The 26884-nt window shown below is 51.8% G+C and carries 26 protein-coding genes; 14 read left to right on the forward strand and 12 right to left on the reverse strand.

The genetic code is table 11. The features are described from left to right. Nucleotides 1-23 precede the first annotated feature (23 nt). The 5 genes from citT to uspG all read left to right on the forward strand — a co-directional run bounded on the left by citT (nucleotide 24) and on the right by uspG (nucleotide 3832). Complete coding sequence (gene citT, locus HBM92_RS17400) at nucleotides 24-1487, forward strand: citrate/succinate antiporter CitT (RefSeq protein WP_000050328.1); 1464 nt, start codon at nucleotides 24-26, stop codon at nucleotides 1485-1487. Nucleotides 1488-1600: 113 nt separating this feature from the next. Beyond that, nucleotides 1601-2407 (forward strand): ribonuclease I, encoded by an 807-nt coding sequence (rna, locus tag HBM92_RS17405; RefSeq protein WP_001295857.1) that lies wholly within the window; start codon nucleotides 1601-1603, stop codon nucleotides 2405-2407. 229 nt (nucleotides 2408-2636) lie between these two features. Then, complete coding sequence (rnk, locus tag HBM92_RS17410) at nucleotides 2637-3047, forward strand: nucleoside diphosphate kinase regulator (RefSeq protein WP_000089731.1); 411 nt, start codon at nucleotides 2637-2639, stop codon at nucleotides 3045-3047. A gap of 142 nt (nucleotides 3048-3189) precedes the next feature. Continuing rightward, nucleotides 3190-3279 (forward strand): small membrane protein YldA, encoded by a 90-nt coding sequence (gene yldA / locus HBM92_RS25905; RefSeq protein ID WP_001287361.1) that lies wholly within the window; start codon nucleotides 3190-3192, stop codon nucleotides 3277-3279. Nucleotides 3280-3403: 124 nt separating this feature from the next. Next, nucleotides 3404-3832, forward strand: a complete 429-nt coding sequence (uspG, locus tag HBM92_RS17415; RefSeq protein ID WP_001295855.1) for a universal stress protein UspG — start codon at nucleotides 3404-3406, stop codon at nucleotides 3830-3832. Between the two features lie 120 nt (nucleotides 3833-3952). Here the strand turns inward: uspG and ahpF are convergent, their stop codons facing one another. After that, nucleotides 3953-5518: an alkyl hydroperoxide reductase subunit F gene (gene ahpF, locus HBM92_RS17420; RefSeq protein WP_001313644.1), complete on the reverse strand. Its 1566-nt coding sequence runs from the start codon at nucleotides 5516-5518 to the stop codon at nucleotides 3953-3955. A 170-nt stretch (nucleotides 5519-5688) separates the two neighbouring features. Further along, complete coding sequence (gene ahpC / locus HBM92_RS17425; protein WP_000052796.1) at nucleotides 5689-6252, reverse strand: alkyl hydroperoxide reductase subunit C; 564 nt, start codon at nucleotides 6250-6252, stop codon at nucleotides 5689-5691. A gap of 371 nt (nucleotides 6253-6623) precedes the next feature. Here ahpC and dsbG point away from each other — a divergent pair, with 371 nt between their 5' ends. The 4 genes from dsbG (at nucleotide 6624) to HBM92_RS17445 (ending at nucleotide 10446) form a co-directional block, all read left to right on the forward strand. Further along, entirely contained in the window at nucleotides 6624-7370 is a 747-nt protein-coding gene (gene dsbG, locus HBM92_RS17430; protein WP_001339332.1) for a thiol:disulfide interchange protein DsbG, read from the forward strand. A gap of 204 nt (nucleotides 7371-7574) precedes the next feature. Further along, complete coding sequence (gene citR / locus HBM92_RS17435; RefSeq protein WP_001298334.1) at nucleotides 7575-8477, forward strand: DNA-binding transcriptional repressor CitR; 903 nt, start codon at nucleotides 7575-7577, stop codon at nucleotides 8475-8477. A 146-nt stretch (nucleotides 8478-8623) separates the two neighbouring features. Then, nucleotides 8624-9844: a phosphoadenosine phosphosulfate reductase gene (locus HBM92_RS17440; protein ID WP_000029769.1), complete on the forward strand. Its 1221-nt coding sequence runs from the start codon at nucleotides 8624-8626 to the stop codon at nucleotides 9842-9844. Next, nucleotides 9817-10446, forward strand: coding sequence for an IbrB-like domain-containing protein (locus tag HBM92_RS17445; RefSeq protein WP_000502940.1), 630 nt, complete (start codon nucleotides 9817-9819; stop codon nucleotides 10444-10446). Before HBM92_RS17440 ends, HBM92_RS17445 begins: the two co-directional genes overlap by 28 nt. On the opposite strand, the gene ybdL is transcribed toward HBM92_RS17445, so the two are convergent. Continuing rightward, entirely contained in the window at nucleotides 10447-11607 is a 1161-nt protein-coding gene (gene ybdL / locus HBM92_RS17450) for a methionine-oxo-acid transaminase (protein ID WP_000183964.1), read from the reverse strand. A gap of 108 nt (nucleotides 11608-11715) precedes the next feature. Between ybdL and hcxA the strand changes: the two genes are divergently transcribed. After that, nucleotides 11716-12804 (forward strand): hydroxycarboxylate dehydrogenase HcxA, encoded by a 1089-nt coding sequence (gene hcxA, locus HBM92_RS17455; RefSeq protein ID WP_001120427.1) that lies wholly within the window; start codon nucleotides 11716-11718, stop codon nucleotides 12802-12804. Between the two features lie 9 nt (nucleotides 12805-12813). Here hcxA and HBM92_RS17460 read toward each other — a convergent pair whose 3' ends face one another. The 7 genes from HBM92_RS17460 to entC form a co-directional block, all read right to left on the reverse strand. Then, the gene (locus tag HBM92_RS17460) at nucleotides 12814-13011 is read right to left on the reverse strand and encodes a YbdD/YjiX family protein (RefSeq protein ID WP_000460431.1); all 198 of its coding nucleotides are present in this window, start codon (nucleotides 13009-13011) and stop codon (nucleotides 12814-12816) included. Between the two features lie 112 nt (nucleotides 13012-13123). Continuing rightward, nucleotides 13124-15229: a pyruvate/proton symporter CstA gene (gene cstA, locus HBM92_RS17465; RefSeq protein WP_001043146.1), complete on the reverse strand. Its 2106-nt coding sequence runs from the start codon at nucleotides 15227-15229 to the stop codon at nucleotides 13124-13126. A gap of 180 nt (nucleotides 15230-15409) precedes the next feature. Next, complete coding sequence (gene entH, locus HBM92_RS17470) at nucleotides 15410-15823, reverse strand: proofreading thioesterase EntH (RefSeq protein ID WP_000637953.1); 414 nt, start codon at nucleotides 15821-15823, stop codon at nucleotides 15410-15412. A gap of 2 nt (nucleotides 15824-15825) precedes the next feature. Beyond that, nucleotides 15826-16572, reverse strand: coding sequence for a 2,3-dihydro-2,3-dihydroxybenzoate dehydrogenase EntA (gene entA, locus HBM92_RS17475; protein ID WP_000347672.1), 747 nt, complete (start codon nucleotides 16570-16572; stop codon nucleotides 15826-15828). Further along, nucleotides 16572-17429, reverse strand: a complete 858-nt coding sequence (entB, locus tag HBM92_RS17480; RefSeq protein ID WP_001007140.1) for an enterobactin biosynthesis bifunctional isochorismatase/aryl carrier protein EntB — start codon at nucleotides 17427-17429, stop codon at nucleotides 16572-16574. The genes entA and entB overlap by 1 nt, the downstream gene beginning before the upstream one ends. 13 nt (nucleotides 17430-17442) lie before the next feature. Continuing rightward, nucleotides 17443-19053: a (2,3-dihydroxybenzoyl)adenylate synthase EntE gene (gene entE / locus HBM92_RS17485; protein WP_000026784.1), complete on the reverse strand. Its 1611-nt coding sequence runs from the start codon at nucleotides 19051-19053 to the stop codon at nucleotides 17443-17445. Nucleotides 19054-19062: 9 nt separating this feature from the next. Beyond that, complete coding sequence (entC, locus tag HBM92_RS17490; RefSeq protein ID WP_001336900.1) at nucleotides 19063-20238, reverse strand: isochorismate synthase EntC; 1176 nt, start codon at nucleotides 20236-20238, stop codon at nucleotides 19063-19065. A gap of 188 nt (nucleotides 20239-20426) precedes the next feature. Here entC and fepB point away from each other — a divergent pair, with 188 nt between their 5' ends. Continuing rightward, nucleotides 20427-21383, forward strand: coding sequence for a Fe2+-enterobactin ABC transporter substrate-binding protein (gene fepB / locus HBM92_RS17495; protein WP_001234311.1), 957 nt, complete (start codon nucleotides 20427-20429; stop codon nucleotides 21381-21383). A 3-nt stretch (nucleotides 21384-21386) separates the two neighbouring features. Here fepB and entS read toward each other — a convergent pair whose 3' ends face one another. After that, nucleotides 21387-22637: an enterobactin transporter EntS gene (gene entS, locus HBM92_RS17500; RefSeq protein WP_001041793.1), complete on the reverse strand. Its 1251-nt coding sequence runs from the start codon at nucleotides 22635-22637 to the stop codon at nucleotides 21387-21389. A 110-nt stretch (nucleotides 22638-22747) separates the two neighbouring features. On the opposite strand from entS, the gene fepD reads away from it, so the two are divergent. From fepD to fepC, 3 genes are read left to right on the forward strand one after another with little or no spacing between them, the layout of a single operon-like run. Continuing rightward, on the forward strand, nucleotides 22748-23752 hold the full coding sequence (gene fepD, locus HBM92_RS17505; protein ID WP_001443194.1) for a Fe(3+)-siderophore ABC transporter permease: 1005 nt from the start codon (nucleotides 22748-22750) through the stop codon (nucleotides 23750-23752). Further along, nucleotides 23749-24741 (forward strand): iron-enterobactin ABC transporter permease, encoded by a 993-nt coding sequence (gene fepG, locus HBM92_RS17510; protein WP_000640938.1) that lies wholly within the window; start codon nucleotides 23749-23751, stop codon nucleotides 24739-24741. The genes fepD and fepG overlap by 4 nt, the downstream gene beginning before the upstream one ends. Next, nucleotides 24738-25553 carry an iron-enterobactin ABC transporter ATP-binding protein gene (gene fepC, locus HBM92_RS17515; RefSeq protein WP_000140634.1) on the forward strand — a complete coding sequence of 272 codons (816 nt, stop codon included), beginning with the start codon at nucleotides 24738-24740 and terminating at the stop codon, nucleotides 25551-25553. The genes fepG and fepC overlap by 4 nt, the downstream gene beginning before the upstream one ends. On the opposite strand, the gene wzz(fepE) is transcribed toward fepC, so the two are convergent. After that, the gene (wzz(fepE), locus tag HBM92_RS17520; RefSeq protein WP_000096764.1) at nucleotides 25550-26683 is read right to left on the reverse strand and encodes an LPS O-antigen length regulator Wzz(fepE); all 1134 of its coding nucleotides are present in this window, start codon (nucleotides 26681-26683) and stop codon (nucleotides 25550-25552) included. The genes fepC and wzz(fepE) overlap by 4 nt on opposite strands. Nucleotides 26684-26884 lie beyond the last annotated feature (201 nt).

Below are 26884 nucleotides of genomic sequence, written 5' to 3' on the forward strand. Positions count from 1 at the left end.
ATATTAATTTTCGGAGAACCCGTATGTCTTTAGCAAAAGATAATATATGGAAATTATTGGCGCCCCTGGTGGTGATGGGTGTCATGTTTCTTATCCCTGTACCTGACGGTATGCCGCCGCAGGCGTGGCATTACTTTGCAGTGTTTGTGGCAATGATTGTCGGCATGATCCTCGAGCCAATTCCGGCAACGGCGATCAGTTTTATTGCGGTTACTATTTGCGTTATTGGCAGTAATTACCTGCTCTTTGATGCCAAAGAATTAGCTGACCCAGCGTTTAATGCGCAAAAACAGGCGCTGAAATGGGGTCTGGCTGGTTTTTCCAGCACCACGGTATGGCTGGTATTTGGCGCATTTATTTTTGCATTAGGGTATGAAGTTTCCGGGTTAGGTCGTCGCATTGCCCTTTTCCTGGTGAAATTCATGGGCAAACGCACGCTGACGTTGGGTTATGCGATTGTCATTATCGACATTCTGCTGGCACCGTTTACACCGTCCAACACCGCGCGTACCGGGGGTACGGTTTTTCCGGTCATTAAAAACCTGCCGCCGCTGTTTAAATCATTCCCGAACGATCCGTCCGCGCGTCGTATTGGCGGCTATTTGATGTGGATGATGGTCATTAGTACCAGTCTGAGTTCGTCCATGTTTGTCACCGGTGCGGCACCAAACGTGCTGGGTCTGGAGTTCGTCAGCAAAATTGCCGGTATCCAGATTAGCTGGTTGCAGTGGTTCCTCTGCTTCCTGCCGGTTGGGGTTATCTTGCTTATCATTGCGCCGTGGCTTTCCTACGTGCTGTACAAACCGGAAATCACACACAGTGAAGAAGTGGCAACCTGGGCGGGTGATGAACTAAAAACCATGGGTGCGCTGACGCGCAGAGAGTGGACGCTGATTGGCCTTGTATTGCTCAGCTTAGGTTTGTGGGTATTTGGCAGTGAAGTCATTAATGCTACTGCGGTAGGTCTGCTGGCAGTTTCGCTGATGCTGGCGCTGCACGTTGTGCCGTGGAAAGACATTACTCGCTATAACAGCGCATGGAACACGCTGGTCAACCTGGCAACGCTGGTTGTTATGGCGAATGGCCTGACCCGTTCTGGCTTTATCGACTGGTTCGCCAACACGATGAGTACACACCTGGAAGGCTTCTCACCAAACGCAACGGTGATTGTACTGGTTCTGGTGTTCTACTTTGCACACTACCTGTTTGCCAGCCTGTCTGCGCACACCGCAACCATGCTGCCGGTTATTCTGGCCGTCGGTAAAGGGATTCCGGGCGTACCAATGGAACAACTGTGTATCCTGCTGGTACTGTCTATCGGTATCATGGGCTGTCTGACGCCGTATGCAACCGGTCCTGGGGTGATTATTTACGGCTGTGGCTATGTGAAATCAAAAGATTACTGGCGTCTTGGCGCAATCTTCGGGGTGATTTACATCTCTATGCTGCTGTTGGTTGGCTGGCCGATTCTCGCCATGTGGAACTAATACGTTCGCCAAACGCTGAATAAATCATCACGCCCGCCAGGTAAGCCCACCAGGCGGGCTTTTTTATGATTTAATAGATAATATTCAGTGTATGTATGAGTTCCACACCCATTATGAAAGCATTCTGGCGTAACGCCGCGTTGCTCGCGGTTTCTCTGCTTCCCTTCTCTTCTGCCAACGCCGTGGCGTTGCAGGCAAAACAGTATGGCGATTTTGATCGCTATGTCCTGGCCCTCTCCTGGCAAACCGGATTTTGCCAGAGTCAACACGATCGAAATCGTAACGAACGAGATGAATGTCGCCTGCAAACCGAAACGACCAACAAAGCTGATTTTCTGACCGTACATGGTCTGTGGCCAGGATTGCCTAAATCGGTTGCTGCCCGTGGTGTTGATGAACGCCGCTGGATGCGCTTCGGTTGCGCTACTCGCCCAATCCCGAATCTACCAGAAGCGCGCGCCAGCCGAATGTGTTCATCGCCGGAAACCGGGTTATCACTGGAAACGGCCGCTAAACTAAGTGAAGTCATGCCAGGAGCTGGCGGACGTTCCTGCCTGGAACGCTACGAATATGCCAAACACGGTGCCTGCTTTGGTTTTGATCCAGACGCATACTTCGGCACGATGGTACGCCTGAATCAAGAAATTAAAGAGAGCGAAGCCGGAAAATTCCTTGCGGATAACTACGGTAAAACAGTGAGCCGCCGTGACTTTGATGCCGCCTTTGCCAAAAGCTGGGGAAAAGAGAACGTGAAAGCAGTTAAGCTAACGTGCCAGGGTAACCCTGCGTATTTGACTGAAATTCAGATCTCGATCAAAGCTGACGCCATCAACGCTCCGCTTTCTGCCAACTCATTCTTGCCACAACCACACCCAGGCAACTGTGGCAAAACCTTTGTGATTGATAAAGCAGGTTATTAATCCTCTGATTTACAAAACACGCTAATTCGTCTTCCATAAACCATGACGATTAAGATTTATACATAATGCGCTACATTGAGGAATTCCCTGAATGTGACGCAAATCACTTCAAAGAGTGAGCAACAGTCAGTATCATCATGTGAGTTAAACCCTCGCCGCCTGACGGTGAGGGTTTTCTTTTGGGTATGTTTATCTGCGACACTCGCAGTACCGACGACATGGAGTAAAAATGTCCAGACCAACTATCATCATTAACGACCTGGATGCCGAACGCATCGATATTCTGCTGGAGCAACCCGCCTATGCTGGTTTGCCAATCGCCGACGCGTTAAACGCAGAGTTGGATCGCGCCCAAATGTGTTCGCCAGAAGAGATGCCACACGACGTGGTGACAATGAACAGCCGGGTTAAATTCCGCAATCTTAGCGATGGCGAAGTGCGTGTGCGCACGCTGGTGTATCCGGCAAAAATGACCGACAGCAATACTCAGCTTTCCGTTATGGCTCCGGTAGGTGCCGCACTGCTGGGGCTGCGCGTTGGCGATTCCATTCACTGGGAACTGCCGGGCGGCGTTGCAACCCACCTTGAAGTGCTGGAACTCGAATACCAGCCAGAAGCTGCTGGCGATTACCTGCTTTAATCCCATCTGCACAAGCGATAACTCGCTTTGCCCAGAGGATGCACTCGCATCCTCTTTCCGCTCAAATATCAACCAGATTTATCATTTTGCTCTTAAGCGCAGCATTCTAATCTGAACTGGTTATTCATCTGCGGAACCTCATATGAGCGAAGCTCTCGGTATCACTGCATTTTATATATTCATAGCAGCAATTATTGTTGCTGCAGTGCTATACCTTGAACAACGCTGGTAGCGCCTGGTTTTTATTTATTTTCCAGCTCAATAGCAAATTCAGATCAAATCAGCCTCGCAAATTATAGATTCATAACCAATAATGTGCTGTTATGTATACATGCAAAAACAAGGAGAGAATGCTTATGTACAAAACAATCATCATGCCAGTGGATGTTTTCGAAATGGAATTGAGCGACAAAGCGATTCGCCACGCTGAATTCCTCGCCCAGGATGACGGAGTTATTCATCTACTTCACGTACTACCGGGGTCAGCCAGCCTGAGCCTGCACCGTTTTGCCGCTGATGTACGTCGTTTTGAAGAGCATCTGCAACATGAAGCAGAAGAACGTCTGCAAACGATGGTCAGCCACTTCACCATCGATCCTTCCCGCATTAAGCAACATGTCCGTTTTGGTAGTGTGCGGGATGAAGTTAACGAGTTAGCGAAAGAACTTGATGCAGATGTAGTAGTGATTGGTTCGCGTAACCCATCAATTTCAACTCATCTGTTGGGTTCTAACGCCTCGAGCGTAATCCGCCACGCCAATTTGCCGGTGCTGGTTGTGCGTTAATTGCCAGAATAAGTCTCCCGCCCTGCCCGGAGCCATCCCTGCAGGGCTTTTTAATGCAATAAAAAAGCCGCCAGGTTTGACCCCGGCGGCTAAGCAATTACAGGTGAATCTTACTTCTTCTTATGCAGTTTTGGTGCGAATCAGGTAGTCAAAAGCACTCAGAGAGGCTTTGGCACCTTCGCCAGTGGCGATGATGATCTGCTTGTACGGAACCGTCGTACAGTCACCCGCTGCGAACACGCCTTTGACGTTGGTTTCGCATTTCGCATCAATGATAATCTCGCCCATGCGATTACGTTCGACTGCGCCTTCCAGCCAGTTGGTGTTCGGCAGCAGACCAATCTGGACGAAAATACCGGCCAGTTCGATGTTGTGAATATTGCCGCTGACACGATCGCGATATTCCAGACCTACGACTTTGCTACCGTCGCCTTTCACTTCCGTGGTTTGCGCATTCAGAATAATGTCGACGTTTTTCAGGCTGCGTAGTTTGTCCTGCAGAACCTGGTCGGCTTTCATTTCTGGCGCAAATTCCAGCAGCGTTACGTGCTCAACGATACCCGCCAGGTCAATTGCCGCTTCCACGCCGGAGTTACCGCCGCCGATAACCGCTACGCGTTTGCCTTTAAACAGCGGGCCGTCGCAGTGCGGGCAGTAGGTCACGCCTTTGGTGCGATACTGATCTTCGCCAGGAACGTTCATGTTGCGCCATTTTGCACCAGTCGCCACGATAATGCTGCGTGCTTTCAGTACCGCGCCAGAAGCTGTTTCAATCTGATGCAGGCCGCCTTCAACCGCTGCCGGGATCAGTTTGCTCGCGCTCTGGCTGTCGATCACATCAACGTCGTATTCATCAACATGAACTTTCAGCGCACCTGCCAGTTTCTGGCCTTCGGTCTTCGGTACAGAAATGTAGTTTTCGATATCAACGGTATCGAGGATCTGACCACCAAAACGTTCGCCCATCAGACCGGTACGGATGCCTTTACGTGCGGAGTAAATTGCTGCCGCTGCACCCGCCGGGCCGGAACCAACGATTAATACGTCATAAGCATCACGCTTGTTCAGCTCTTCTGCCGCACGTTTTTCCGCGCCAGTATCAATTTTGGCGACGATTTCAGTCAACGTCATGCGGCCCTGACCAAACTCTTTCCCGTTTACGAACACTGCCGGAACACCCATCACGTTGCGATCGGTAATTTCGTTCTGGAAGGTGCCGCCGTCAATTGCAGTGTGCTTGATGCGCGGGTTCAGTACGCTCATCAGGTTCAGCGCCTGCACCACATCCGGGCAGTTGTGGCAAGAGAGCGAGTAATAGGTTTCGAATTCAAAATCACCGTCAATATGGCGAATCTGCTCCAGCAGAGACTGCGCTTCTTTCGACGGATGACCACCGGTCCACAACAACGCCAGTACCAGAGAGGTGAACTCGTGGCCCAGCGGGGAACCTGCAAAACGTGGTCCCTGGTTGGAACCTGGGTTGGTGATCAGGAAAGACGGCTTACGCACCGGCAAGCTGTTATCTTCTTTAAAGGTGACTTTGTCTGACAGTTCTGCGATTTCAGCCAACAGTTCCTTGATTTCTGCCGATTTAGCGCTGTCATCCAGCGTGGCAATTAACTCAACAGGCTTGGTCAATTTCTCAAGGTAAGCCTTGAGTTGAGTTTTCATATTTGTGTCGAGCATGTTTATCTCCTGGGCTTTAAACATCATCATGCAAGCGGCCTCTGCGGCTAGCTGGATGCAGCTTGCATCATGGTGCGGGGAAGAAAATCGGGTGCCGCAGCACCCGAAGAATTAGGTGAATTTCCGAAGTATCTCGCGCCGGAGTTAGTAGCGCGAAAGACAAAGGAAATTTAGATTTTACCAACCAGGTCCAGAGACGGAGCCAGAGTTGCTTCACCTTCTTTCCATTTAGCCGGGCAAACTTCACCTGGGTGAGAAGCTACGTACTGTGCTGCTTTGATTTTACGCAGCAGGTCAGACGCGTCACGGCCAATGCCTTCAGCGGTAACTTCGATTGCCTGGATGATACCCTGCGGGTCAACAACGAAGGTCGCACGGTCAGCCAGACCTTCATCTTCACGCATGTTGTCGAAGTTACGGGTCAGGGCGCCAGTCGGGTCGCCGATCATCGCATATTTGATTTTAGCGATGGTTTCAGAGCTGCTGTGCCATGCTTTGTGGGTGAAGTGAGTATCGGTAGATACTGCGTATACGTCTACGCCCAGTTTCTGCAATTCTTCGTAATGGTCAGCAACGTCACCCAGTTCGGTCGGGCATACGAAAGTAAAGTCAGCCGGGTAGAAGAAGAAGACGCTCCAGCGGCCTTCGGTATCTTTTTCGGTGATTTCGATGAATTCGCCGTTTTTGAATGCCTGGTTTTTAAAAGGTTTAATTTTGGTGTTAATCAAGGACATCTATACTTCCTCCGTGTTTTCGATGAGATGTAAGGTAACCAATTTTTGCCGATTCGGCTAATCCGTTTCCATTATCAAATCGATAAGTTTTACCTTACAACCTTCGTAAGACAACTTTGTGAACTTTGCACCGCCAGCGGCGATAAAAAGTAAAATGGCCCCTTTTCCAGGTGACCGTGTAATCTGAACTACCCTTTGGTATCTTCAGCGCCTGCCTGCAGGCTGAGGTGTTGCCCTTACAAATGCAACAACGACATGGATTACAACACCCTCATAAACAAAGGGCAATCACCTGATCTAAGCTCTTACCTATGACAGTGATAGGTTATGCCTTTTACTCGACTTTTGCACTGACTGAAAAGGACAAATTAATGTTAAAAAAGATACTTTTACTGGCTCTGCTTCCTGCAATCGCCTTCGCAGAGGAACTTCCTGCCCCAGTAAAAGCGATTGAAAAACAGGGTATTACAATCATCAAAACGTTCGATGCCCCTGGAGGAATGAAAGGTTATCTCGGTAAGTATCAGGATATGGGCGTCACCATCTACCTGACTCCAGATGGTAAGCACGCTATCTCTGGTTACATGTACAACGAAAAAGGTGAAAACCTGAGTAACACGCTTATCGAAAAAGAAATTTACGCACCCGCCGGACGTGAAATGTGGCAACGGATGGAACAATCCCACTGGCTCCTCGACGGTAAAAAAGACGCGCCGGTCATTGTCTACGTCTTCGCCGATCCGTTCTGCCCATATTGTAAACAGTTCTGGCAGCAGGCTCGTCCGTGGGTAGATTCTGGCAAAGTGCAATTGAGAACATTGTTGGTTGGGGTTATCAAGCCAGAAAGCCCGGCGACAGCAGCGGCAATTCTTGCCTCCAAAGATCCCGCAAAAACCTGGCAACAATATGAAGCCTCTGGTGGCAAGCTTAAGCTAAGCGTGCCTGCAAACGTAAGCACAGAGCAAATGAAAGTGTTAAGCGACAACGAGAAACTCATGGACGATCTGGGGGCAAATGTCACACCAGCTATCTATTACATGAGTAAGGAAAATACCCTGCAACAAGCCGTCGGATTACCCGATCAGAAAACACTTAATATCATTATGGGGAATAAATAGAATATAATTCATCGATGGTTGAAATCTCTCTCTGCTTTTCAACCATCCTAAAAACGCATGAATTGCTCGTAACCCACCTGACAGCTATGCTATTTTAGAAAATCTTAATCCAAAGTTAAGCAGAAAAACATAATACATATAAATACAACAACATTATTGAACAAGTGAATGATTTATGGAAGAGACAATACAACGGAGTATGTTATGGCTAATCTTTATGATCTAAAAAAATTTGACCTCAATTTACTGGTCATATTTGAATGTATTTATCAACATCTCAGCATTAGTAAAGCGGCAGAATCATTATATATAACGCCCTCTGCTGTTAGTCAGTCGTTACAACGTTTACGTGCGCAATTTAATGACCCGTTATTCATTCGCTCAGGGAAAGGTATCGCGCCGACTACAACAGGGTTAAACCTGCATCACCATCTTGAGAAAAATCTCAGAGGCCTTGAACAAACGATCAATATCGTTAATAAGTCTGAACTAAAGAAAAATTTTATTATCTACGGTCCTCAGCTTATTTCTTGTACTAATAACAACATGCTAATCCGCTGTCTTAGACAAGATACTTCAATCGATATAGAATGCCATGACATACTGCTTTCAGCTGAAAATGCCGAAGAACTGTTGGTTCAACGCAAAACTGACCTGGCAATTACGCTGCAACCAGTAATTAGTCGCTCTGTCATCTGCATGCCGTTACACACTATTCGCAATTCCCTTATATGTAGCAACAAACATCCTCGTATTACTGATACCAGTAACTATGAACAAATTATCGCCGAAGAATTCACCCTGTTGATATCTAAATCAGCAGGGATTGACGAAATTCAAATGGACATAGATGAACGTTTTATGAACCGTAAAGTTTCATTTCGCAGTTCTTCTTTGATGACTATAATTAATAGTATTTCTGTTACTGACTTATTAGGCATTGTGCCCACCGAACTGTACGATTTACATCGTGACTTTTTGAAGTTAAAAGAAATAAAACTGGAACAACCTCTTCCTGCGGTTAAACTTTATATATCCTATAACAAGGCTTCGTTGAACAACCTTGTCTTCTCCCGATTCATAGATCGTTTAAATGATAGCTTCTGATTCATTACCACTGACAAATAATATATTACGCATCAATTAATTCATTGTGTGAATATAAAATAATGTGCTCTATCTTGCTTCGTTTATCCTATAATTAGCGGATTCATCTCACGAATCACCCCGTAACGTTCAGAGAGCGTTTTTAGATGTCTATTTATAAAATCCCGCTTCCACTGAATATTCTGGAAGCTGCAAAAGAACGTATTACCTGGACACTTAATACCCTACCCCGTATCTGTGTTTCTTTTTCGGGTGGTAAAGATTCCGGATTAATGCTGCATCTGACAGCCGAAATTGCCCGACAAATGGGCAAAAAAATCTGCGTTTTGTTTATCGACTGGGAAGCGCAGTTCTCATGCACTATTAACTATGTTCAGTCATTACGTGAGTTTTACGCCGATGTCATCGAAGAGTTTTACTGGGTTGCGCTCCCGCTTACGACGCAAAATTCCCTTTCTCAATACCAACCCGAATGGCAGTGCTGGGAACCTGATGTCGAATGGGTGCGTCAGCCCCCGCAAGATGCGATAACCGATCCTGACTTTTTCTCCTTTTACCAGCCTGGCATGACCTTCGAACAATTTGTGCGTGAGTTTGCTGAATGGTTTTCACAAAAACGTCCGGCGGCGATGATGATCGGCATCCGTGCAGATGAGTCCTTCAACCGTTTTGTCGCCATCGCCAGTTTAAATAAACAACGTTTTGCCGATGATAAGCCCTGGACTACTGCCGCACCAGGCGGTCATAGCTGGTACATTTACCCCATCTACGACTGGAAAGTGGCTGATATCTGGACCTGGTATGCTAACCATCAACAGCTCTGTAACCCACTGTATAATATAATGTATCAGGCAGGCGTCCCTCTGCGTCATATGCGAATTTGCGAACCTTTTGGCCCGGAGCAACGACAAGGATTATGGCTCTATCACGTTATCGAACCGGATCGCTGGGCTGCTATGTGCGCACGAGTCAGCGGGGTAAAAAGTGGCGGCATTTACGCCGGACATGACAATCATTTTTATGGTCATCGGAAAATCCTCAAACCAGAGCATTTAGACTGGCAAGAGTATGCATTATTGCTGCTTGATAGCATGCCGGAGAAAACCGCTGAGCATTACCGCAACAAAATTGCCATTTACTTGCATTGGTATCAGAAAAAAGGTGTCGAGGTGCCACAGACCCAGCACGGGGACATTGGCGCGAAAGATATCCCCTCCTGGCGGCGAATATGCAAAGTTTTACTCAATAACGATTACTGGTGCCGGGCATTATCATTTAGTCCTACGAAAGCGAAGAACTATCAGCGTTATAACGAACGGATAAAAGGAAAACGTCAGGAATGGGGGATACTATGCAACAACGATTAACGCAGGATTTAACCCAATTTCTCGCCAGCTTGCCGGAAGATGATCGCATCAAAGCGATTAATGAAATCCGCATGGCGATCCATCAGGTTAGCCCCTTTCGTGAAGAGCCAGTGGATTGCGTTCTGTGGGTTAAAAACAGCCAACTTATGCCTAATGATTACAACCCAAACAACGTGGCACCACCCGAAAAAAAACTGCTGAAAAAATCCATTGAAATAGATGGTTTTACCCAACCCATTGTAGTCACGCATACGGATAAAAATGCTCTGGAAATCGTGGATGGTTTTCACCGCCATGAAATTGGTAAAGGCTCATCATCGTTAAAATTACGCTTAAAAGGTTATTTGCCGGTGACCTGTCTGGAAGGTACGCGTAATCAACGCATCGCCGCGACTATTCGTCATAATCGCGCTCGTGGACGTCACCAAATCACTGCCATGTCAGAAATCGTCCGAGAACTCAGCCAGTTGGGATGGGACGATAATAAAATTGGCAAAGAGCTGGGAATGGACAGCGACGAAGTGTTGCGCCTGAAGCAAATTAACGGCCTGCAAGAGTTGTTTGCCGACCGTCAATTTTCCCGCGCCTGGACGGTTAAATAACTACAGCTGGCGCAGGCGTTCTGCTGCTGCCAGCAACGTCGATTCCTTCTTGGCAAAACAGAGACGAATCAGTTTATGTGGGAAGGGATCGGCGCAAAACACCGACAGCGGAATCGCCGCTACGCCGTGCTCCCGCGTCAGCCACTGGCAAAACTCAACATCATCCAGCGTAGATACGGCGCTGTAATCCACCAGCAAAAAGTATGTACCTTCGCACGGTAAAATCTCCAGCCGACTTTCATTTAAGGCATTCACCAGAATATCGCGCTTCTGGCGATAAAAGTCCGGTAACGCAAGATAATGCTCAGGTTCTGCACGTAGCATATCGGCAAGCGCCAACTGTGCCGGGGTATTCACCGAAAAGGTCAGATACTGATGCACTTTGCGGATCTCGGCGCTGATGGGCGCAGGCGCAACGCAATAACCCACTTTCCAGCCGGTCATATGATAGGTCTTGCCAAACGATGACACCGCCACCGCTCGCTCACGCAATTGCGGATGCGCCAGCACGCTGGCATGGCCCTGTTGTGAAAAATTGATGTGCTCGTAGACTTCATCGCTAATGACAAAAATCTCGTGCCCGGCGATCGCCTGCCACAGAGCGGCGAAATCAGTCTGCTGCCAGACAGTTGCACTGGGGTTATGCGGGGTGTTGAGGATCACCAGTCGGGTGCGCTCGCTTAACAATGCGGCAAATTCCTGCCAGTCAACGCGAAAATGCGGCGGTTGCAGTGCAATACGTTTCACTATTCCCCCCGAAAGTGCGATGGCGGGGGCGTAACTGTCATAGCTGGGATCAAAACAAATCACTTCGTCGCCATTGCGCACCAATGCGGTTATCGCCGCGTATAACGCCTCCGTCGCCCCTGCCGTCACGGTGATATTGCTGTCGACATCCGGTTGATAGCCATACAGACGTTCCGTTTTCTGAGCAATCGCCTCGCGCAAGGCCTGCACGCCGGTCATGGGCGCGTATTGGTTTGCCCCCTGGGCAACGTGGTACGCCAGCCGCTCCTGTAAATAGCGCGGACCATCAAAATCAGGAAAGCCTTGCGAAAGGTTAATCGCCTGGTGTTGCTGCGCCAGCGCGCTCATCCGGGTGAAAATAGTGGTGCCAAGTTGTGGAAGTTTGCTTTGTGGAATCAGAGGGTTATTTGTCATTTTTATTGTACCTGACGAAGTTGCGTGTTGAAGGCACTATAACACGATGCTAGTATTTGGCAATCAAGACGTTTAGATGTCTAAATAAAACAATAAGGACAACACAACATGCCTCACAATCCTATCCGCGTGGTCGTCGGCCCGGCTAACTACTTTTCACATCCCGGAAGTTTCAATCACCTGCACGATTTTTTCACTGATGAACAACTTTCTCGCGCGGTGTGGATCTACGGCGAACGCGCCATTGCTGCGGCACAAACCAAACTGCCGCCTGCGTTTGAACTGCCAGGGGTAAAGCATATTTTGTTTCGTGGTCATTGCAGCGAAAGCGATGTGCAACAACTGGCGGCGGAGTCCGGTGACGATCGCAGCGTGGTGATTGGCGTCGGCGGCGGCGCACTACTCGACACCGCGAAAGCCCTCGCCCGCCGTCTCGGTCTGCCGTTTGTTACCGTTCCGACGATCGCCGCTACCTGCGCCGCCTGGACACCGCTCTCTGTCTGGTATAACGATGCCGGACAAGCGCTGCATTATGAGATTTTCGACGACGCCAATTTTATGGTGCTGGTGGAACCGGAGATTATCCTCAACGCGCCGCAACAATATCTGCTGGCGGGGATCGGTGACACGCTGGCGAAATGGTATGAAGCGGTGGTGCTGGCCCCGCAACCAGAAACGTTGCCGCTAACCGTGCGGCTAGGGATCAATAATGCGCAGGCTATTCGCGACGTCTTGTTAAACAGTAGCGAACAGGCGCTGAGCGATCAGCAAAATCACCAGTTAACGCAATCATTTTGCGATGTGGTGGATGCCATTATTGCTGGTGGTGGGATGGTTGGTGGTCTGGGCGATCGTTTTACGCGTGTGGCGGCAGCTCATGCCGTGCATAACGGTCTGACCGTGCTGCCGCAAACCGAGAAGTTTCTCCACGGCACCAAAGTCGCCTACGGAATTCTGGTGCAAAGCGCCTTGCTGGGTCAGGATGATGTGCTGGCGCAATTAACTGGAGCGTATCAGCGTTTTCATCTGCCGACTACGCTGGCGGAGCTGGAAGTGGATATCAATAATCAGGCGGAGATCGACAAAGTGATTGCCCACACCTTGCGTCCGGTGGAATCCATTCATTACCTGCCGGTCACGCTGACACCAGATACGTTGCGTGCAGCGTTCGAAAAAGTGGAATCGTTTAAAGCCTGACGTACATATTTAGCAGCAGCGCGCGCCGCCTTTTCCACCGTAGCGCGCGTCCTGCCGCTCACGGAAAAACTCTTCGTAGGTCATCGGCGTTTGATCGGGATGGTTAACCCGCATATGTTCGACATAGTTGTCGTAATCAGGCATACCAATCATCAGTTTCGCCGCCTGACCTAAATATTTTCCGGCTTTTGCCAGTGAATCAAACATCTAAACCTCCAGTAATACAAATGCCCTCCTGAATTAAGAGGGCTTAACTGCTATCAACACGCTCGGGCTGAGAGTAAGGGGAACGCTCAGCACATTCCCCCTCACTCTGACTTTAGTGCGCGCCTTTCGCCTGCGCCACGATCTCCTCGACATTTTCCGGCATCGGCTCATACGGCGTTTCTTTCGCCGTTGGCTTCGGCTCTTTCAATGCCGCCAGTGCCGTCTTAATCGAGAACAGTGCCAGAACCACCACGACCACCATAAAGAAGATGGTTAACCCGGCATCCAGACGGTTGTTGAACACCAGTTGCGCCAGCTGTGACTCAGTATACTGCGACGGAATATTGCCGCTGTCGATCATTGCCTGGAACTTATTAGCAATGGCCAGGAAGCCGACTTTCGCATCCGGGCTAAACGCTTTCTGCCAGCCTGCGGTCAGGGTACAAATCAGCAGCCAGGCCGTTGGTACCAGTGCCACCCAGGCATAACGTTGACGTTTCATTTTGAACAGCACCACGGCACAGAGCATCAGCGCCATCCCTGCCAGCATCTGGTTGGCAATACCAAACAGCGGCCACAGAGTGTTAATACCGCCCAGCGGATCGACCACGCCCTGATGCAGGAAGTAGCCCCACGCCAGCACGCACAGCGCCGTTGCCAGCAGGTTAGCAGGCAGTGAATCGGTCCGTTTCAGGCCCGGAGACACCACGCCCAGCAGATCCTGCAACATAAAGCGCGCAGCACGCGTACCCGCATCCACCGCCGTCAGAATAAACAGTGCTTCAAACAGAATGGCGAAGTGATACCAGAACGCCACATCCATCATGCCGCCCAGCGCACCGTGCAGAATGTAGGCCATCCCCACCGCCAGGGTCGGCGCTCCGCCCGCACGGGAAATGATCGACTGTTCACCCACTTCGCTGGCAATCTGGTTTAGCGTATCCGGGGTAATCGCAAAGCCCCAGCTACTCACCACCTGCGCGGCAGAAGCAACCACATCCGCCGTCCCTGCCGGAGCCAGCACCGCCATCGGGCTGTTCATGGCGAAGTACACACCCGGATCGATGATACAGGCGGAAACCAGCGCCATAATCGCCACGAAGGATTCCATCAACATCCCACCGTAGCCGATAAAGCACGCCTGCCCTTCGTTCGCCAGCATCTTCGGTGTAGTGCCGGAAGAGATCAGTGCATGGAAGCCAGACACCGCGCCACAGGCGATGGTGATAAACAGGAACGGGAACAGGTTACCGGTCCATACCGGGCCAGTGCCATCGACAAATTTAGTTAGCGCAGGCATGGTCAGCGTCGGGCGCATAATCAAAATGCCCACCGCCAGACCGACGATAGTCCCGATTTTCAGGAAGGTTGAGAGGTAGTCACGCGGAGCCAGCAGCAACCACACCGGCAGCACCGCCGCCACAAAACCGTAACCCACCAGCATCCAGGTCAGCTGCACGCCGGTAAAGTCAAAGTACGGTGCCCACGTCGGGCTTTCTGCCACCCAGCCGCCAGAGATAATGGCGAAAATAAGGAACACCAGACCAATCACCGACACTTCGCCAATACGCCCCGGACGCAAATAGCGCAGGTAGATCCCCATAAACAGCGCCAGCGGAATGGTGAACGCAACGGTATACGTTCCCCACGGGCTATGAGTCAGGGCTTTAACCACGATCATCGCCAGCACGGCAAGGATAATGACCATGATCATAAAGCAGGCCACCAGCGCTATCACCCCGGCGGTTGGCCCCATCTCTTCTTTGACCAGCTCACCCAGCGAGCGACCGTCACGGCGCGTGGAAACAAACAGCACCATGAAATCCTGCACCGCACCGGCGAGAACCACCCCTGCGAGCAGCCAGATCATCCCTGGCAGGTAACCCATTTGCGCCGCCAGTACCGGCCCAACCAACGGACCTGCTCCGGCAATGGCCGCAAAATGGTGACCGAACAGCACTTTTTTGTCCGTCGGCACATAGTCCAGCCCGTCGTTATGGCGCACCGCTGGCGTCATACGCGTCGGGTCAACCGCCAGCACATTTTTGGCGATATACAGCCCATAAAAACGGTAAGCGATCAGATAGATACAGACCGACGCCACCACAATCCACAGCGCGTTGATCTGTTCCCCACGATTTAAAGCAATGTATCCCAGAGCAAATGCTCCCATTACAGAGAGCACTGTCCAGACGAGGTATTTCCCTGATTTGTTCATAGTTGTTATCCGTGTGCGTGTCCATAGAGATGTTACATTTTGTTTCTATAACATCTTTGTACAATTTAACAACACAGCAACCATGCAAATCGGAGTTGAAACCAATATTTAACTTAACAATGTTAACTCGATCACTCCGTTAACCGAATTTTCCTGCAATCTCATTTTATTCTGTCGGGTTCATCCCAAAACCGCTGTGCCCAGCCGACAGGTGCAGCAACGCCGCCCCTGTTCATCGAAAACGACGATTTCCCAGCTCTGATTTTGTCGTCCAAGATGCAGCGGCTGGCAGACACCGCGCACCTTTCCCTCAGACACCGGGCGATGATGTGTGGCGTTAAGTTCCGTGCCCACCACACACTGTCCGTCGCGGGTCATCATAAATCCGGCCATCGATCCCAGCGTTTCCGCCAGCGCCGCCGACGCGCCGCCATGCAGCAGGCCAAACGGCTGATGAGTACGGGTATCAACCGGCATTTCGGCTTCGAGTACATCATCGCCCAGACGGGTATACACAATTCCCAGATGCGCCACCATTGTGTTATCGCTGGTGGCGTTCAGCTCGTCGAGCGTTAAATGGCGTTTCCAGATCATGCTTATGCCCCCAGCGTTGAGCCGCCATCGACCACAATATCCTGTAGGGTAATATGGCTGGCGAGGTCAGAGGCGAGGAACAAAATCGTGTTGGCGATCTCCTGCGGACGGGCGATTTTCCCTAGCGGAATGCCGAGTTTAAACTGCTCGCCAAAGCCGCGAATACGCTGCTCTTCGGCGTCATCGCTCACCCACAGCGTGCGTTGCATATCAGTGTCGGTGGAGCCCGGCGAAACCACATTACAGCGCACGCCGCTACCCGCCAGTTCCAGCCCGACGCTCAACGCCAGGCTTTTCAGCGCCGCTTTCGATGCGCCATAAGCACTCATGCCAATGCGCGGCGTGTGTGCGGCGTCGGACGCAACAGTAACAATCGCCCCGCCCCGCTGATGGCGAAACTGGTTCATGGTCTGCTGAAACAGGTTAAACGCACCGCCGACGTTGACCGCAAAAGTCTGCTGCCAGTCCTCTTTACTGAGCTGATCGGTCGCACCCATGCGCAAAATTCCCGCCGCATTGACCAGCACGTCCAGTCGCTCCGTTTCAGCTAACAGTCGCTGACATACCTGCGCCACCTGCGCAGCATCGGCAACATCCATTACTTCGGTCGCAAAAGGATATTGCTCCTGAGTAAACGCTTGATCAAAACCTGTAACTTTCGCCCCCGCCTCAACAAATGCCATCGCCGTGGCATAGCCGATACCTTTCCCCGCGCCAGTTACCCAGACATTTTTACCGCTGAAATCCATTATTTCACCTCGCGGGAGAGTAGCTTCCACCAGGCGTCGATGGTCGGGTTTTTCGCCAGCATGACAAAGTCGATATCACCATGCACTTTGCGCCAGCGCGCCGCCAGCGCCATCATGCGCACCGAATCCAGACCGTAGTCGATCAGGTTGTCGTCATCGAAGGGTTCATCGGACTCGTCCAGCAACGGCAGGATCACCTCACGCAGCTCCGCTTTGCTGGCGGGGATAGGTGCTGGCAGCAATTCTTCGGTCATCACCACCCGACCAGAACGTCCGGCCACATATTTCAGCGACATCAAATGCTCGTCACGGCTGAAATCGGCCAGCGCATCCGCCACCATAAACGGTTTAATATCGCGCATAAATGCGTCCGTTGCGGTGGTCATACAGCCAATGTGGGCATATACCCCGGTAATAATCAGCTGGTTACGTCCACTCTCTTTGAGCATTTGCTCCAGCGGGGAACGATGAAACGCGCTGTAGCGCCATTTCACCAGCACCGTGTCGTCGGCATCTGGCGTCAGGCGATCCACCACCTTTTGCTGTTCCGGCGAACGGGTCAGGCCAGGCCCCCACATATCATTCAACAGCGCCCGATCTTCATCGCTCTGCTCTTTCGGCTGGGCGGTGTAATAAACCGGGATATTGTGCTGTTTGCAGTAGTCGCGTAGTGCCGCAATATTCGCGATCACCTGCTCCATCATCGGGCAGTTCTCACCCCAGAAGCTGACAAAATAGTCCTGCATATCATGGATTAACAACGCGGCACGTTGCGGTTCAAAGGCCCAGTCGACTTTATTCTGCGGAATATCGTGAGACTCCGGCAGTGCGTAAGCCTGTAATTTTGGAATAGCCATCGTGTTCTCTCCTTCAGGCTGATGTGCGTGACGCCAGCCACTGACGTAATTGTTTTTTATCGACTTTCCCGACCGCCGTCAGCGGAAGTGAATCTACACACTCCACGCGATCCGGTAATTTAAATTCGGCAATACCCTGTTCACGCAGGAAACGACGCACCTGCACCGCGCGCAGCGGCTCTTTTACCACCAGATAAGCACAGCTTTTTTCGCCCATCAGCTCATCTTCCATGCTCACCAGTGCGGCGTAGATCACCGCCGGATGGCGCAGCAGCAGGTTTTCGATCTCTTCGGCAGCGATCTTCTCGCCGCCACGGTTGATCTGATCTTTCTCGCGCCCCTGCACAGTGATGTAACCCTCTGGATCAATAGAGATCAGATCGCCGGAACAGTAAAAACCGTTAGCATCAAAGGCGCTGGCATTGTGCTGCGGGCTTTTGTAATAGCCACGGAAGGTGTACGGCCCGCGCGTCATCAGGCGTCCAACTTCCCCTTGCGGCAGTGGATTTCCTTCGGCATCGGCAACCCATACTTCATCGTCCGGGCACATTGGGTAACCCTGGGTATGGATAATTTTCTCCGCACTATCATCAAGACGGGTGTAGTTCACCAGCCCTTCCGCCATGCCAAACACCTGCTGCAACTGACAGCCAATCTCAGCGGGAATACGCGCCGCAAGGGTGGCAGAAAGACGGGCGCCGCCGACCTGTAACAGTTTCAGCGAGGCAAGCTGCGCCCGGCTTTCGCCTCCAGCCAGTGCCTGCAACCACAGGCTGACTGCTGGCGGCACCAGCGCGGTGACGTTCACCTGATGTTTTTCAATCAATGGGAAGCAAAACGTGGCGCTGGGGTCGGCAGCCAGAACGACAGTGCCGCCAGCGAGAAATACCCCCAACGATCCCGGTGAACTCATGGCGTAGTTATGAGCCGCCGGGATCGCGCACAGGTAGCGCGTCTGTTGTGTGAACTGACAAATCTCGACGCTACGACGCACGCTGTAGTAGTAGTCGTTATGAGTGCGCGGGATCAGTTTCGGAGTGCCGGTGGTGCCGCCGGAAAGCTGGAAATAGGCCACTTCATCAGCAGGAGATGGCGTGGCAGTAAAATCCTCAGCCGGATGGTTAATCGCATCCTGCAAGTTATGCTCACCGCTGTCGTTGAGCAGCTGCACCACGCGAATCGAAGAATGCTCTGCAACAAATGTGTTGAGGAAATCATCCCCGCTAAATAGCGCATGTTGGCGATCGGCAATCAGTAACGCCGGTTCAATCTGGCTGGCATAGGCGTTCAGTTCACTACGCTGATGGCTGAACAGCGCCAGCACCGGCGCAACGCCCAGTTTCAGCAGCGCGAAAAAGGTAATGTAAAGTTCAGCGACGTTACCCAGTTGTACCAGCGCGGTTTCACCAGGTTTAATGCCCTGACGGCGCAAACTACAGGCGAGGTTATCCGCCGCCTGATTCAGCTCCCGGTAACTCAACTGCCGCTCGCCGTCGATGACCGCGATGCTGTCGCTTGCGGCATGACGGGTCAGAATGTCGGTCAGCGGCAAATCCTGCCAGTAGCCTTTTTCCCGATAGCGACGGGCAAACTCTTCCGGCCAGCGGGTGAATGGAATGCTCATCCTCGCTCCTTAATGCAATCCAAAAACGTTCAACATGGTAGAAAGTTTGACGCCTGTTTCGCGCCACTCACCCAACGGTGAGGACGCAGGCACAATCCCCGCTCCGGCAAACAGACGCACCTGATTTTCCCGCAGCTTCGCGCAGCGGATGGTCACCACCCATTCACCGTTACCTTCGCTGTCACACCAACCCACAATGCCGCCAAACAGTTCGCGGTCGAACGGCTCCAGTTCAGCAATAACCTGAGTCGCGGCCTGATGCGGGAAACCGCTCAGCGCGGGGGTCGGATGCAGCAGACAAGCCAAAGTCAGTGCGTTTTCTTGCGAATTCGCTTTACCTTCAAAGGGAGTTGCGAGATGCCACAGCGTCGGCGTGGTAATCAATTGTGGAGAGGAGGTAACGTGTAACTCACTACTGCGTTTGCGCAGTACCTCTTTCATCGCCTGAGTCACCAGTTCATGTTCATGGCGATCTTTTTCTGACGCCAGCAGACGATTACCCGCTTCGCGATCGAGCACTTCATCCGGCTGACGACGCGCGGAACCGGCTAACGGAATGGAGCTAAAACGCTCGCCGTCTTTACGTAGCAGCAGTTCCGGGCTGGCCCCCAGCAGAACGCCACCATCAGCCAACGGAACATGGAAGTTGTAACTAACCGGGTTTTGCGCAATCAACCGTTCCAGCAATACGCCACTATCAATGGCGGCGTCAGTAGTGATATCAATCAACCGTGACAACACCACTTTGTCGACCTGCGGCGTGGCGGTAAGTGCGGCAGCACGGGCAACCATCTGTTCAAACGTGGTTTGTTCCGGAATGGCCTGACGTTCCACCACGTTCAGCGACTGGCTGCGGGTGAAACGGCGTGCGGAAGCTTGTTTTTCCTGACGGGAGAACGACTGCCAGGATTCAGGTATATACAGCGACGAAGGCTGACGTGGATCGAAGGGAATCGCCCCGACCATCACCGGATTTTTGATGCCCTGCGCTTTGGCATCGGCAAACAACGCGGCGAGTTTTTGCTGGAAGGGACTGTCGGGCGAATCCCCGTTCACAGCCGGTTCATCGAAGCGGGCGAAACATCCTGACGTCGTAAAACTGCGGTACGGCGACATAAAGAAAAAGCGATTGGGCGCAAGTGTTGCCATGGTCTGCTGTACTTCCTCAGCCAGTGACGTATCCATATCATCCTCCACAAAATGATAAAGGCTTTAATAATGATTATCATTTATATTTTCGGTCGCTAACCTAAAAGCAAACGCGCACTATGTCAACTCTTGAGGTAACGCAATCTGCAACTCGGGGTTGCATCTGGTTGTGGTTACAATGAAAATGAGAAGCATTAACTTCATTAATAACAGGAAGCTGACTTGTGAGACTCGCCCCGCTCTACCGCAACGCCCTTCTATTAACAGGACTTTTGCTTTCAGGAATAGCCGCAGTTCAGGCCGCCGACTGGCCGCGTCAGATTACTGACAGCCGTGGCACTCATACCCTGGAAAGCCAGCCGCAGCGTATAGTTTCCACCAGCGTCACCCTGACCGGCTCACTGCTGGCGATTGATGCTCCGGTGATCGCCAGCGGCGCGACCACGCCAAATAACCGCGTCGCGGATGACCAGGGCTTTTTACGCCAGTGGAGCAAGGTGGCGAAAGAACGCAAACTGCAACGGCTCTATATCGGCGAACCGAGTGCAGAAGCCGTTGCCGCGCAAATGCCGGATCTGATTTTAATTAGCGCAACCGGCGGCGATTCGGCGCTGGCGCTGTACGATCAGCTTTCTACCATCGCCCCAACATTAATCATCAATTACGACGACAAAAGCTGGCAGTCGCTGTTAACGCAGCTTGGCGAAATTACCGGGCATGAGAAACAAGCGGCAGAGCGGATTGCACAGTTTGATAAGCAACTGGCGGCGGCGAAAGAGCAAATCAAATTACCGCCGCAGCCGGTCACTGCCATCGTCTATACCGCCGCTGCACACAGTGCCAATCTCTGGACGCCGGAATCAGCACAAGGGCAGATGCTGGAACAACTCGGCTTTACGCTGGCGAAGTTGCCCGCAGGGTTAAACGCCAGCCAAAGCCAGGGCAAACGCCATGACATCATTCAGCTTGGTGGAGAAAATCTGGCTGCAGGGTTAAATGGCGAGTCACTATTCCTGTTCGCCGGTGATCAGAAAGACGCCGATGCTATTTATGCTAATCCGCTGCTCGCGCACCTGCCTGCAGTACAAAACAAGCAGGTTTATGCGCTGGGAACCGAGACGTTCCGTCTGGATTACTACAGCGCCATGCAAGTGCTGGATAGACTTAAGGCGCTGTTTTAAGCATTAACTGTCGGACGCTGTCACCTGCGGCGGCGTCTGGCGAAAACGTCGCAACTCCACCAGCACCAGCAACAACAACACGCCGATAATCAACAAACCAAAACCGCTCGCGCTTGCGGAAGCAACCGGTGTCATCATCGCTCCCAAACCGCCCAGCAGCGCCGCGCCTATGGCATCGCCCGTCACGTTTTGCGCCGTCCACAAACCGTTAATCCGCCCTAACATCGCTTCCGGGGTTTGCGTTTGCAGCATTGTATATTGCAGCAACGAACTAACCGCACTCAGCCAGCCGAACAGTGCCAGACAAACCACGCCTAAAATCCACATCGGCATCAGGCCAAACAGACCAATGGCGAGGAACGCCCCCAATGTGGAGAGCAACATCAACAGACCTGGCCGTACGCTATGCGCCAGTTTTCCACTGGTTAACGCGCCAATAGCCGCACCGAGCGGGATTGCCGCATAGAGAAAGCCAATTTGCGCCGCCGACATCTGCCAGTTGTCAGCCAGCGCCGGATACAGTACCCGCACCGCGCTCGCCATCGTCAATAAACCCCCCAGCAACGCAATCCCTCCCACCAGCGGGCTGGCGAGTAGAAAACGAAATCCTGCCAGTAATGATTTCAACGGATGCTCACGCGGCTGCGGTGGTGGTGGTAACGCCGGAAGGCTTAACAACGGTAGCAAGGTAATAAACGTGCCCGCCGCCGCCAGCCCGTAGTTCCAGGCCACACCGCCAGTCGCCAGCAGTAAACCGCCAATCATGGGCGAAATCACCGACCCCAGGCGCACGGTCAACATGGTGATCGCCCCGGCCTGCATTAAGTTTTCACGCCCTACCAGTGCAGGTGTCGCCGCCAGTAGCGCCGTAACGCCAAGTGATGCGAAAAAACCATCCCATAAACCAAGTAAATAGATTGCCAGCAATGACGGCTCCGGCAGCAGCGCGTTCAGGCACAGTCCAATGAAGCCAATGCCACAGGTGCCGCGCGCCAGCAAAATCACTTTTTTACGCTCATAGCGATCCGCCAGCACACCGCCGACCATCAGGCCAACAAACATCGCGCCGCCGGTCAGCGTCACCGAAAGCCCCACCTGCCAGGTGGAATGCGTCATCATCTGGATCTGCACCGGCACCGCGACGCCGAGCAAACCCAGAGAAACAATTGAGATAAAACGAGCGAGGAATACTGCGCGAAACGCCGGGTGCGTTTTCAACAGGCTGAGGTTAAGCAGCCAGGATTGTTTATTCATTACAATGCCTTGCCATCAAATATTTTAAATACCTATTCTTAGGCTGCACATGCTAACATATCCAAATAAGATCGATAACGATAATTAATTTCATTATCATGGAAGTTCGTATGTCTGGTTCTGTTGCCGTGACACGCGCCATTGCCGTGCCCGGATTGCTGTTATTACTGATTATCGCGACGGCATTAAGCCTGCTCATTGGGGCAAAATCACTCCCCGCTTCCGTAGTGCTGGAGGCCTTCTCCGGCACCTGCCAGAGCGCCGACTGCACCATCGTGCTCGACGCACGACTGCCGCGCACCCTTGCCGGTTTACTGGCAGGCGGTGCGCTTGGCCTTGCCGGGGCGTTAATGCAAACCCTCACCCGAAACCCACTTGCCGATCCTGGTTTGCTTGGCGTGAACGCCGGTGCCAGTTTTGCCATTGTGCTGGGTGCGGCGCTGTTTGGTTACTCTTCCGCACAGGAACAACTGGCGATGGCCTTCGCCGGGGCGCTGGTGGCCTCGTTGATTGTTGCCTTTACCGGCAGCCAGGGCGGCGGGCAGTTAAGTCCGGTGCGTTTAACCCTGGCGGGCGTGGCGCTGGCGGCGGTGCTGGAAGGGCTGACCAGCGGCATCGCCCTGCTTAATCCTGACGTCTACGATCAACTGCGTTTCTGGCAAGCCGGTTCGCTGGATATTCGCAATCTACATACCTTAAAAGTGGTGCTGATCCCGGTGCTTACCGCTGGAGCAACTGCGCTATTACTGAGCCGCGCGCTGAACAGTTTAAGCCTTGGCAGTGACACCGCGACGGCACTGGGCAGTCGCGTAGCGCGCACACAGTTGATTGGTCTGCTGGCAATTACCGTGCTTTGTGGTAGTGCGACGGCGGTAGTTGGCCCGATTGCCTTTATTGGCCTGATGATGCCGCACATGGCGCGCTGGCTGGTAGGTGCCGATCATCGCTGGTCGCTGCCCGTCACGCTACTCGCTACCCCTGCCCTGCTGCTGTTTGCCGATATCATTGGGCGGGTGATTGTTCCCGGCGAACTGCGCGTTTCTGTAGTCAGTGCCTTTATTGGCGCACCAGTGCTGATCTTCCTCGTACGACGTAAAACGCGAGGTGGCGCATGATTTACGTCTCTCGCCGATTAATTATCACCTGTCTGCTGTTGCTAATAGCTTGTGTGATGGCAGGCGTGTGGGGATTACGTAGCGGTGCCGTCACGCTGGAAACTTCGCAGGTATTCGCCGCGTTGATGGGCGACACGCCGCGCAGTATGACGATGGTGGTCACCGAATGGCGTTTACCACGCGTGCTGATGGCGCTGTTGATTGGCGCGGCGCTGGGCGTCAGCGGCGCGATTTTTCAGTCGCTGATGCGTAACCCGCTCGGCAGCCCTGACGTAATGGGCTTTAACACCGGGGCGTGGAGCGGCGTGCTGGTGGCGATGGTGCTGTTTGGTCAGGACCTGACGGCTATCGCGCTGGCAGCAATGGTGGGCGGCATTGTCACTTCGCTGTTGGTCTGGCTGCTCGCCTGGCGTAACGGTATCGACACCTTTCGGTTGATTATTATCGGTATCGGTGTTCGCGCCATGCTGGTGGCCTTTAATACCTGGCTGTTGCTGAAAGCGTCTTTAGAAACGGCGCTAACAGCGGGTTTGTGGAATGCCGGATCGCTCAATGGCCTGACGTGGGCAAAAACCTCGCCTTCCGCACCCATCATTATATTAATGTTAATTGCCGCCGCCTTGCTGGTGCGGCGAATGCGCTTGCTGGAAATGGGCGATGATACCGCATGTGCGCTGGGCGTCAGCGTCGAACGTTCGCGACTGTTAATGATGCTGGTCGCCGTAGTGCTTACCGCAGCTGCCACTGCCCTGGCGGGGCCAATTTCCTTTATTGCTTTAGTCGCGCCACACATTGCCCGCCGCATCAGTGGCACCGCTCGCTGGGGGCTGACCCAGGCGGCGCTGTGCGGGGCGTTGTTACTGCTGGTGGCCGATCTCTGCGCCCAACAACTGTTTATGCCGTATCAACTTCCGGTTGGCGTCGTTACCGTCAGCCTCGGCGGTATTTACCTTATCGTCTTGTTAATTCAGGAGTCTCGCAAAAAATGACCGAATCAGTAGCCCGTTTGCGCGGCGAACAGTTAACCCTCGGATATGGCAAATATACCGTTGCGGAAAATCTGACTGTAGAAATACCTGATGGTCACTTCACGGCAATTATCGGGCCAAATGGCTGCGGTAAATCCACGTTACTGCGTACCTTAAGCCGCCTGATGACGCCTGCTCACGGGCATGTCTGGCTGGATGGCGAGCACATTCAACATTACGCCAGTAAAGAGGTTGCACGCCGGATTGGTCTGTTGGCGCAAAATGCTACCACACCGGGCGATATCACCGTGCAGGAGCTGGTGGCGCGTGGGCGTTACCCGCATCAACCGCTGTTTACCCGCTGGCGCAAAGAAGATGAAGACGCGGTAACAAAAGCGATGCAGGCCACGGGAATAACTCATCTGGCGGATCAAAGCGTGGACACCCTTTCTGGCGGACAACGCCAGCGAGCGTGGATCGCGATGGTGCTGGCCCAGGAAACGGCAATTATGCTGCTCGATGAACCCACGACCTGGCTGGATATCAGTCATCAGATTGATTTGCTGGAACTGTTAAGCGAACTGAACCGCGAGAAAGGCTATACCCTGGCGGCGGTGCTGCACGATCTTAATCAGGCCTGTCGTTACGCCAGCCATTTGATTGCATTGCGGGAAGGGAAAATTGTTGCTCAGGGAGCACCGAAGGAGATTGTCACTGCTGAACTGATCGAGCGCATTTATGGTCTGCGCTGCATGATTATTGACGATCCGGTTGCCGGAACGCCGCTCGTGGTGCCGCTCGGACGAACGGCACCTTCAACCGCAAAGATTTAAACTAAGTGGTCTGCCATCATGGCATCCTGTTTTCTGGATGCCATCGCATGACGCAACAACACACCACCACAAGCCACCATCCCGCCGACCAACGCAGAAAGGATCACAATAATCGCCTTACCCTGACCGTCTTTTTTTACGGGTAATGACGGACGCAACTGATATTTAAACGGTGTAAAATTCACATCGTTGATATTTGTTTTTGTTAATTGCTCGACTAGATACTGACGATTACGTAATTCACCGTTCAATTCCGCAACGTCAGTGACTGCTTTTTCAATTTCCAGTTTGCGTTCAATACCGTCTGCACCGAGAGAAATAGAGAAATCGGGGTCATCTTTAACGGCCTGACCATTACTGTATACGGGCTTTTTAATTCCTGCCGCGTTGGCAATGTCAAGTGAATAATTGAGGCGCTGAATGTTTGCATCAAGTTGATTTTTCGTTTTAATGCGATCCTGAGCCAGTTTTTCTTTTTCAAACTGGGTTTTGATCTCCAGTTTATTACGGACGTTTTCTATCGACTCTTTCACCACCAACGCAGAGATATAATCGATATACCCGGCCAACACTTTCTGTGCCTCTTCACTGGTGGGTGCGGTGAAACTTAGCGTCCAGGAAGTATACAATGCAGACTCATCTTTTTTCTTACTGGCATTGTCATCAACCGCTTTCATTTTTTCGCTCAATGCAACAATGGCGCGATGCAGATCCAGTGGGTCGATTTTCGCTTCTTTTAATTGATCCATCACATAAGGTGATGAACGCAGGTACTCCTCAAGCAAGCTAACAGACTGAAATTTCTTGATAAACAGGTTAAATGCTTCTGTACGATCAATTTTGATATCCAGATCCAGCACACGAAGCTTAGTGAATGTTTTCTCCAGCTCTTGCCACTGAACAGGTTCTGGAGGCGTGACAACCGCCGCGCTAGTCCATTTTTGCGGCAGGATGAAAGAGATCAGCAAGCCTGCGCAGGCAAACGCAAAAACGACCGCCATGACCGTTTTTTTTGCCCGCCATAAAACCTCGATTAGATTAAGTAAATCAATTTCATTATTACTGGGCGACGCCAGAGGATACTCGGGAAAATGAGCTTCACTTCCCTGTTTAATATTCAGTGATGACATGTAGTGAAACCTGAGGTTTTAGTCCGTAAAGCACAACGATGTACATAGCATTCTAACAGGAACTGAGATTTATCCGAAAGCACTCTTTCACTATTATTATTCTCAAAATGAATAACAAACTTAGCAACCCCAGCAATGACGCTGCTCTCAGAAAAATAAATAAATTTTAAGAATAAAAAAACCATAATCATTTAGTCGGAT

Source organism: Escherichia sp. E.sYA108 (assembly GCF_011754335.1).
In the GTDB taxonomy this organism is placed as follows: Bacteria; Pseudomonadota; Gammaproteobacteria; order Enterobacterales; family Enterobacteriaceae; genus Escherichia; species Escherichia coli.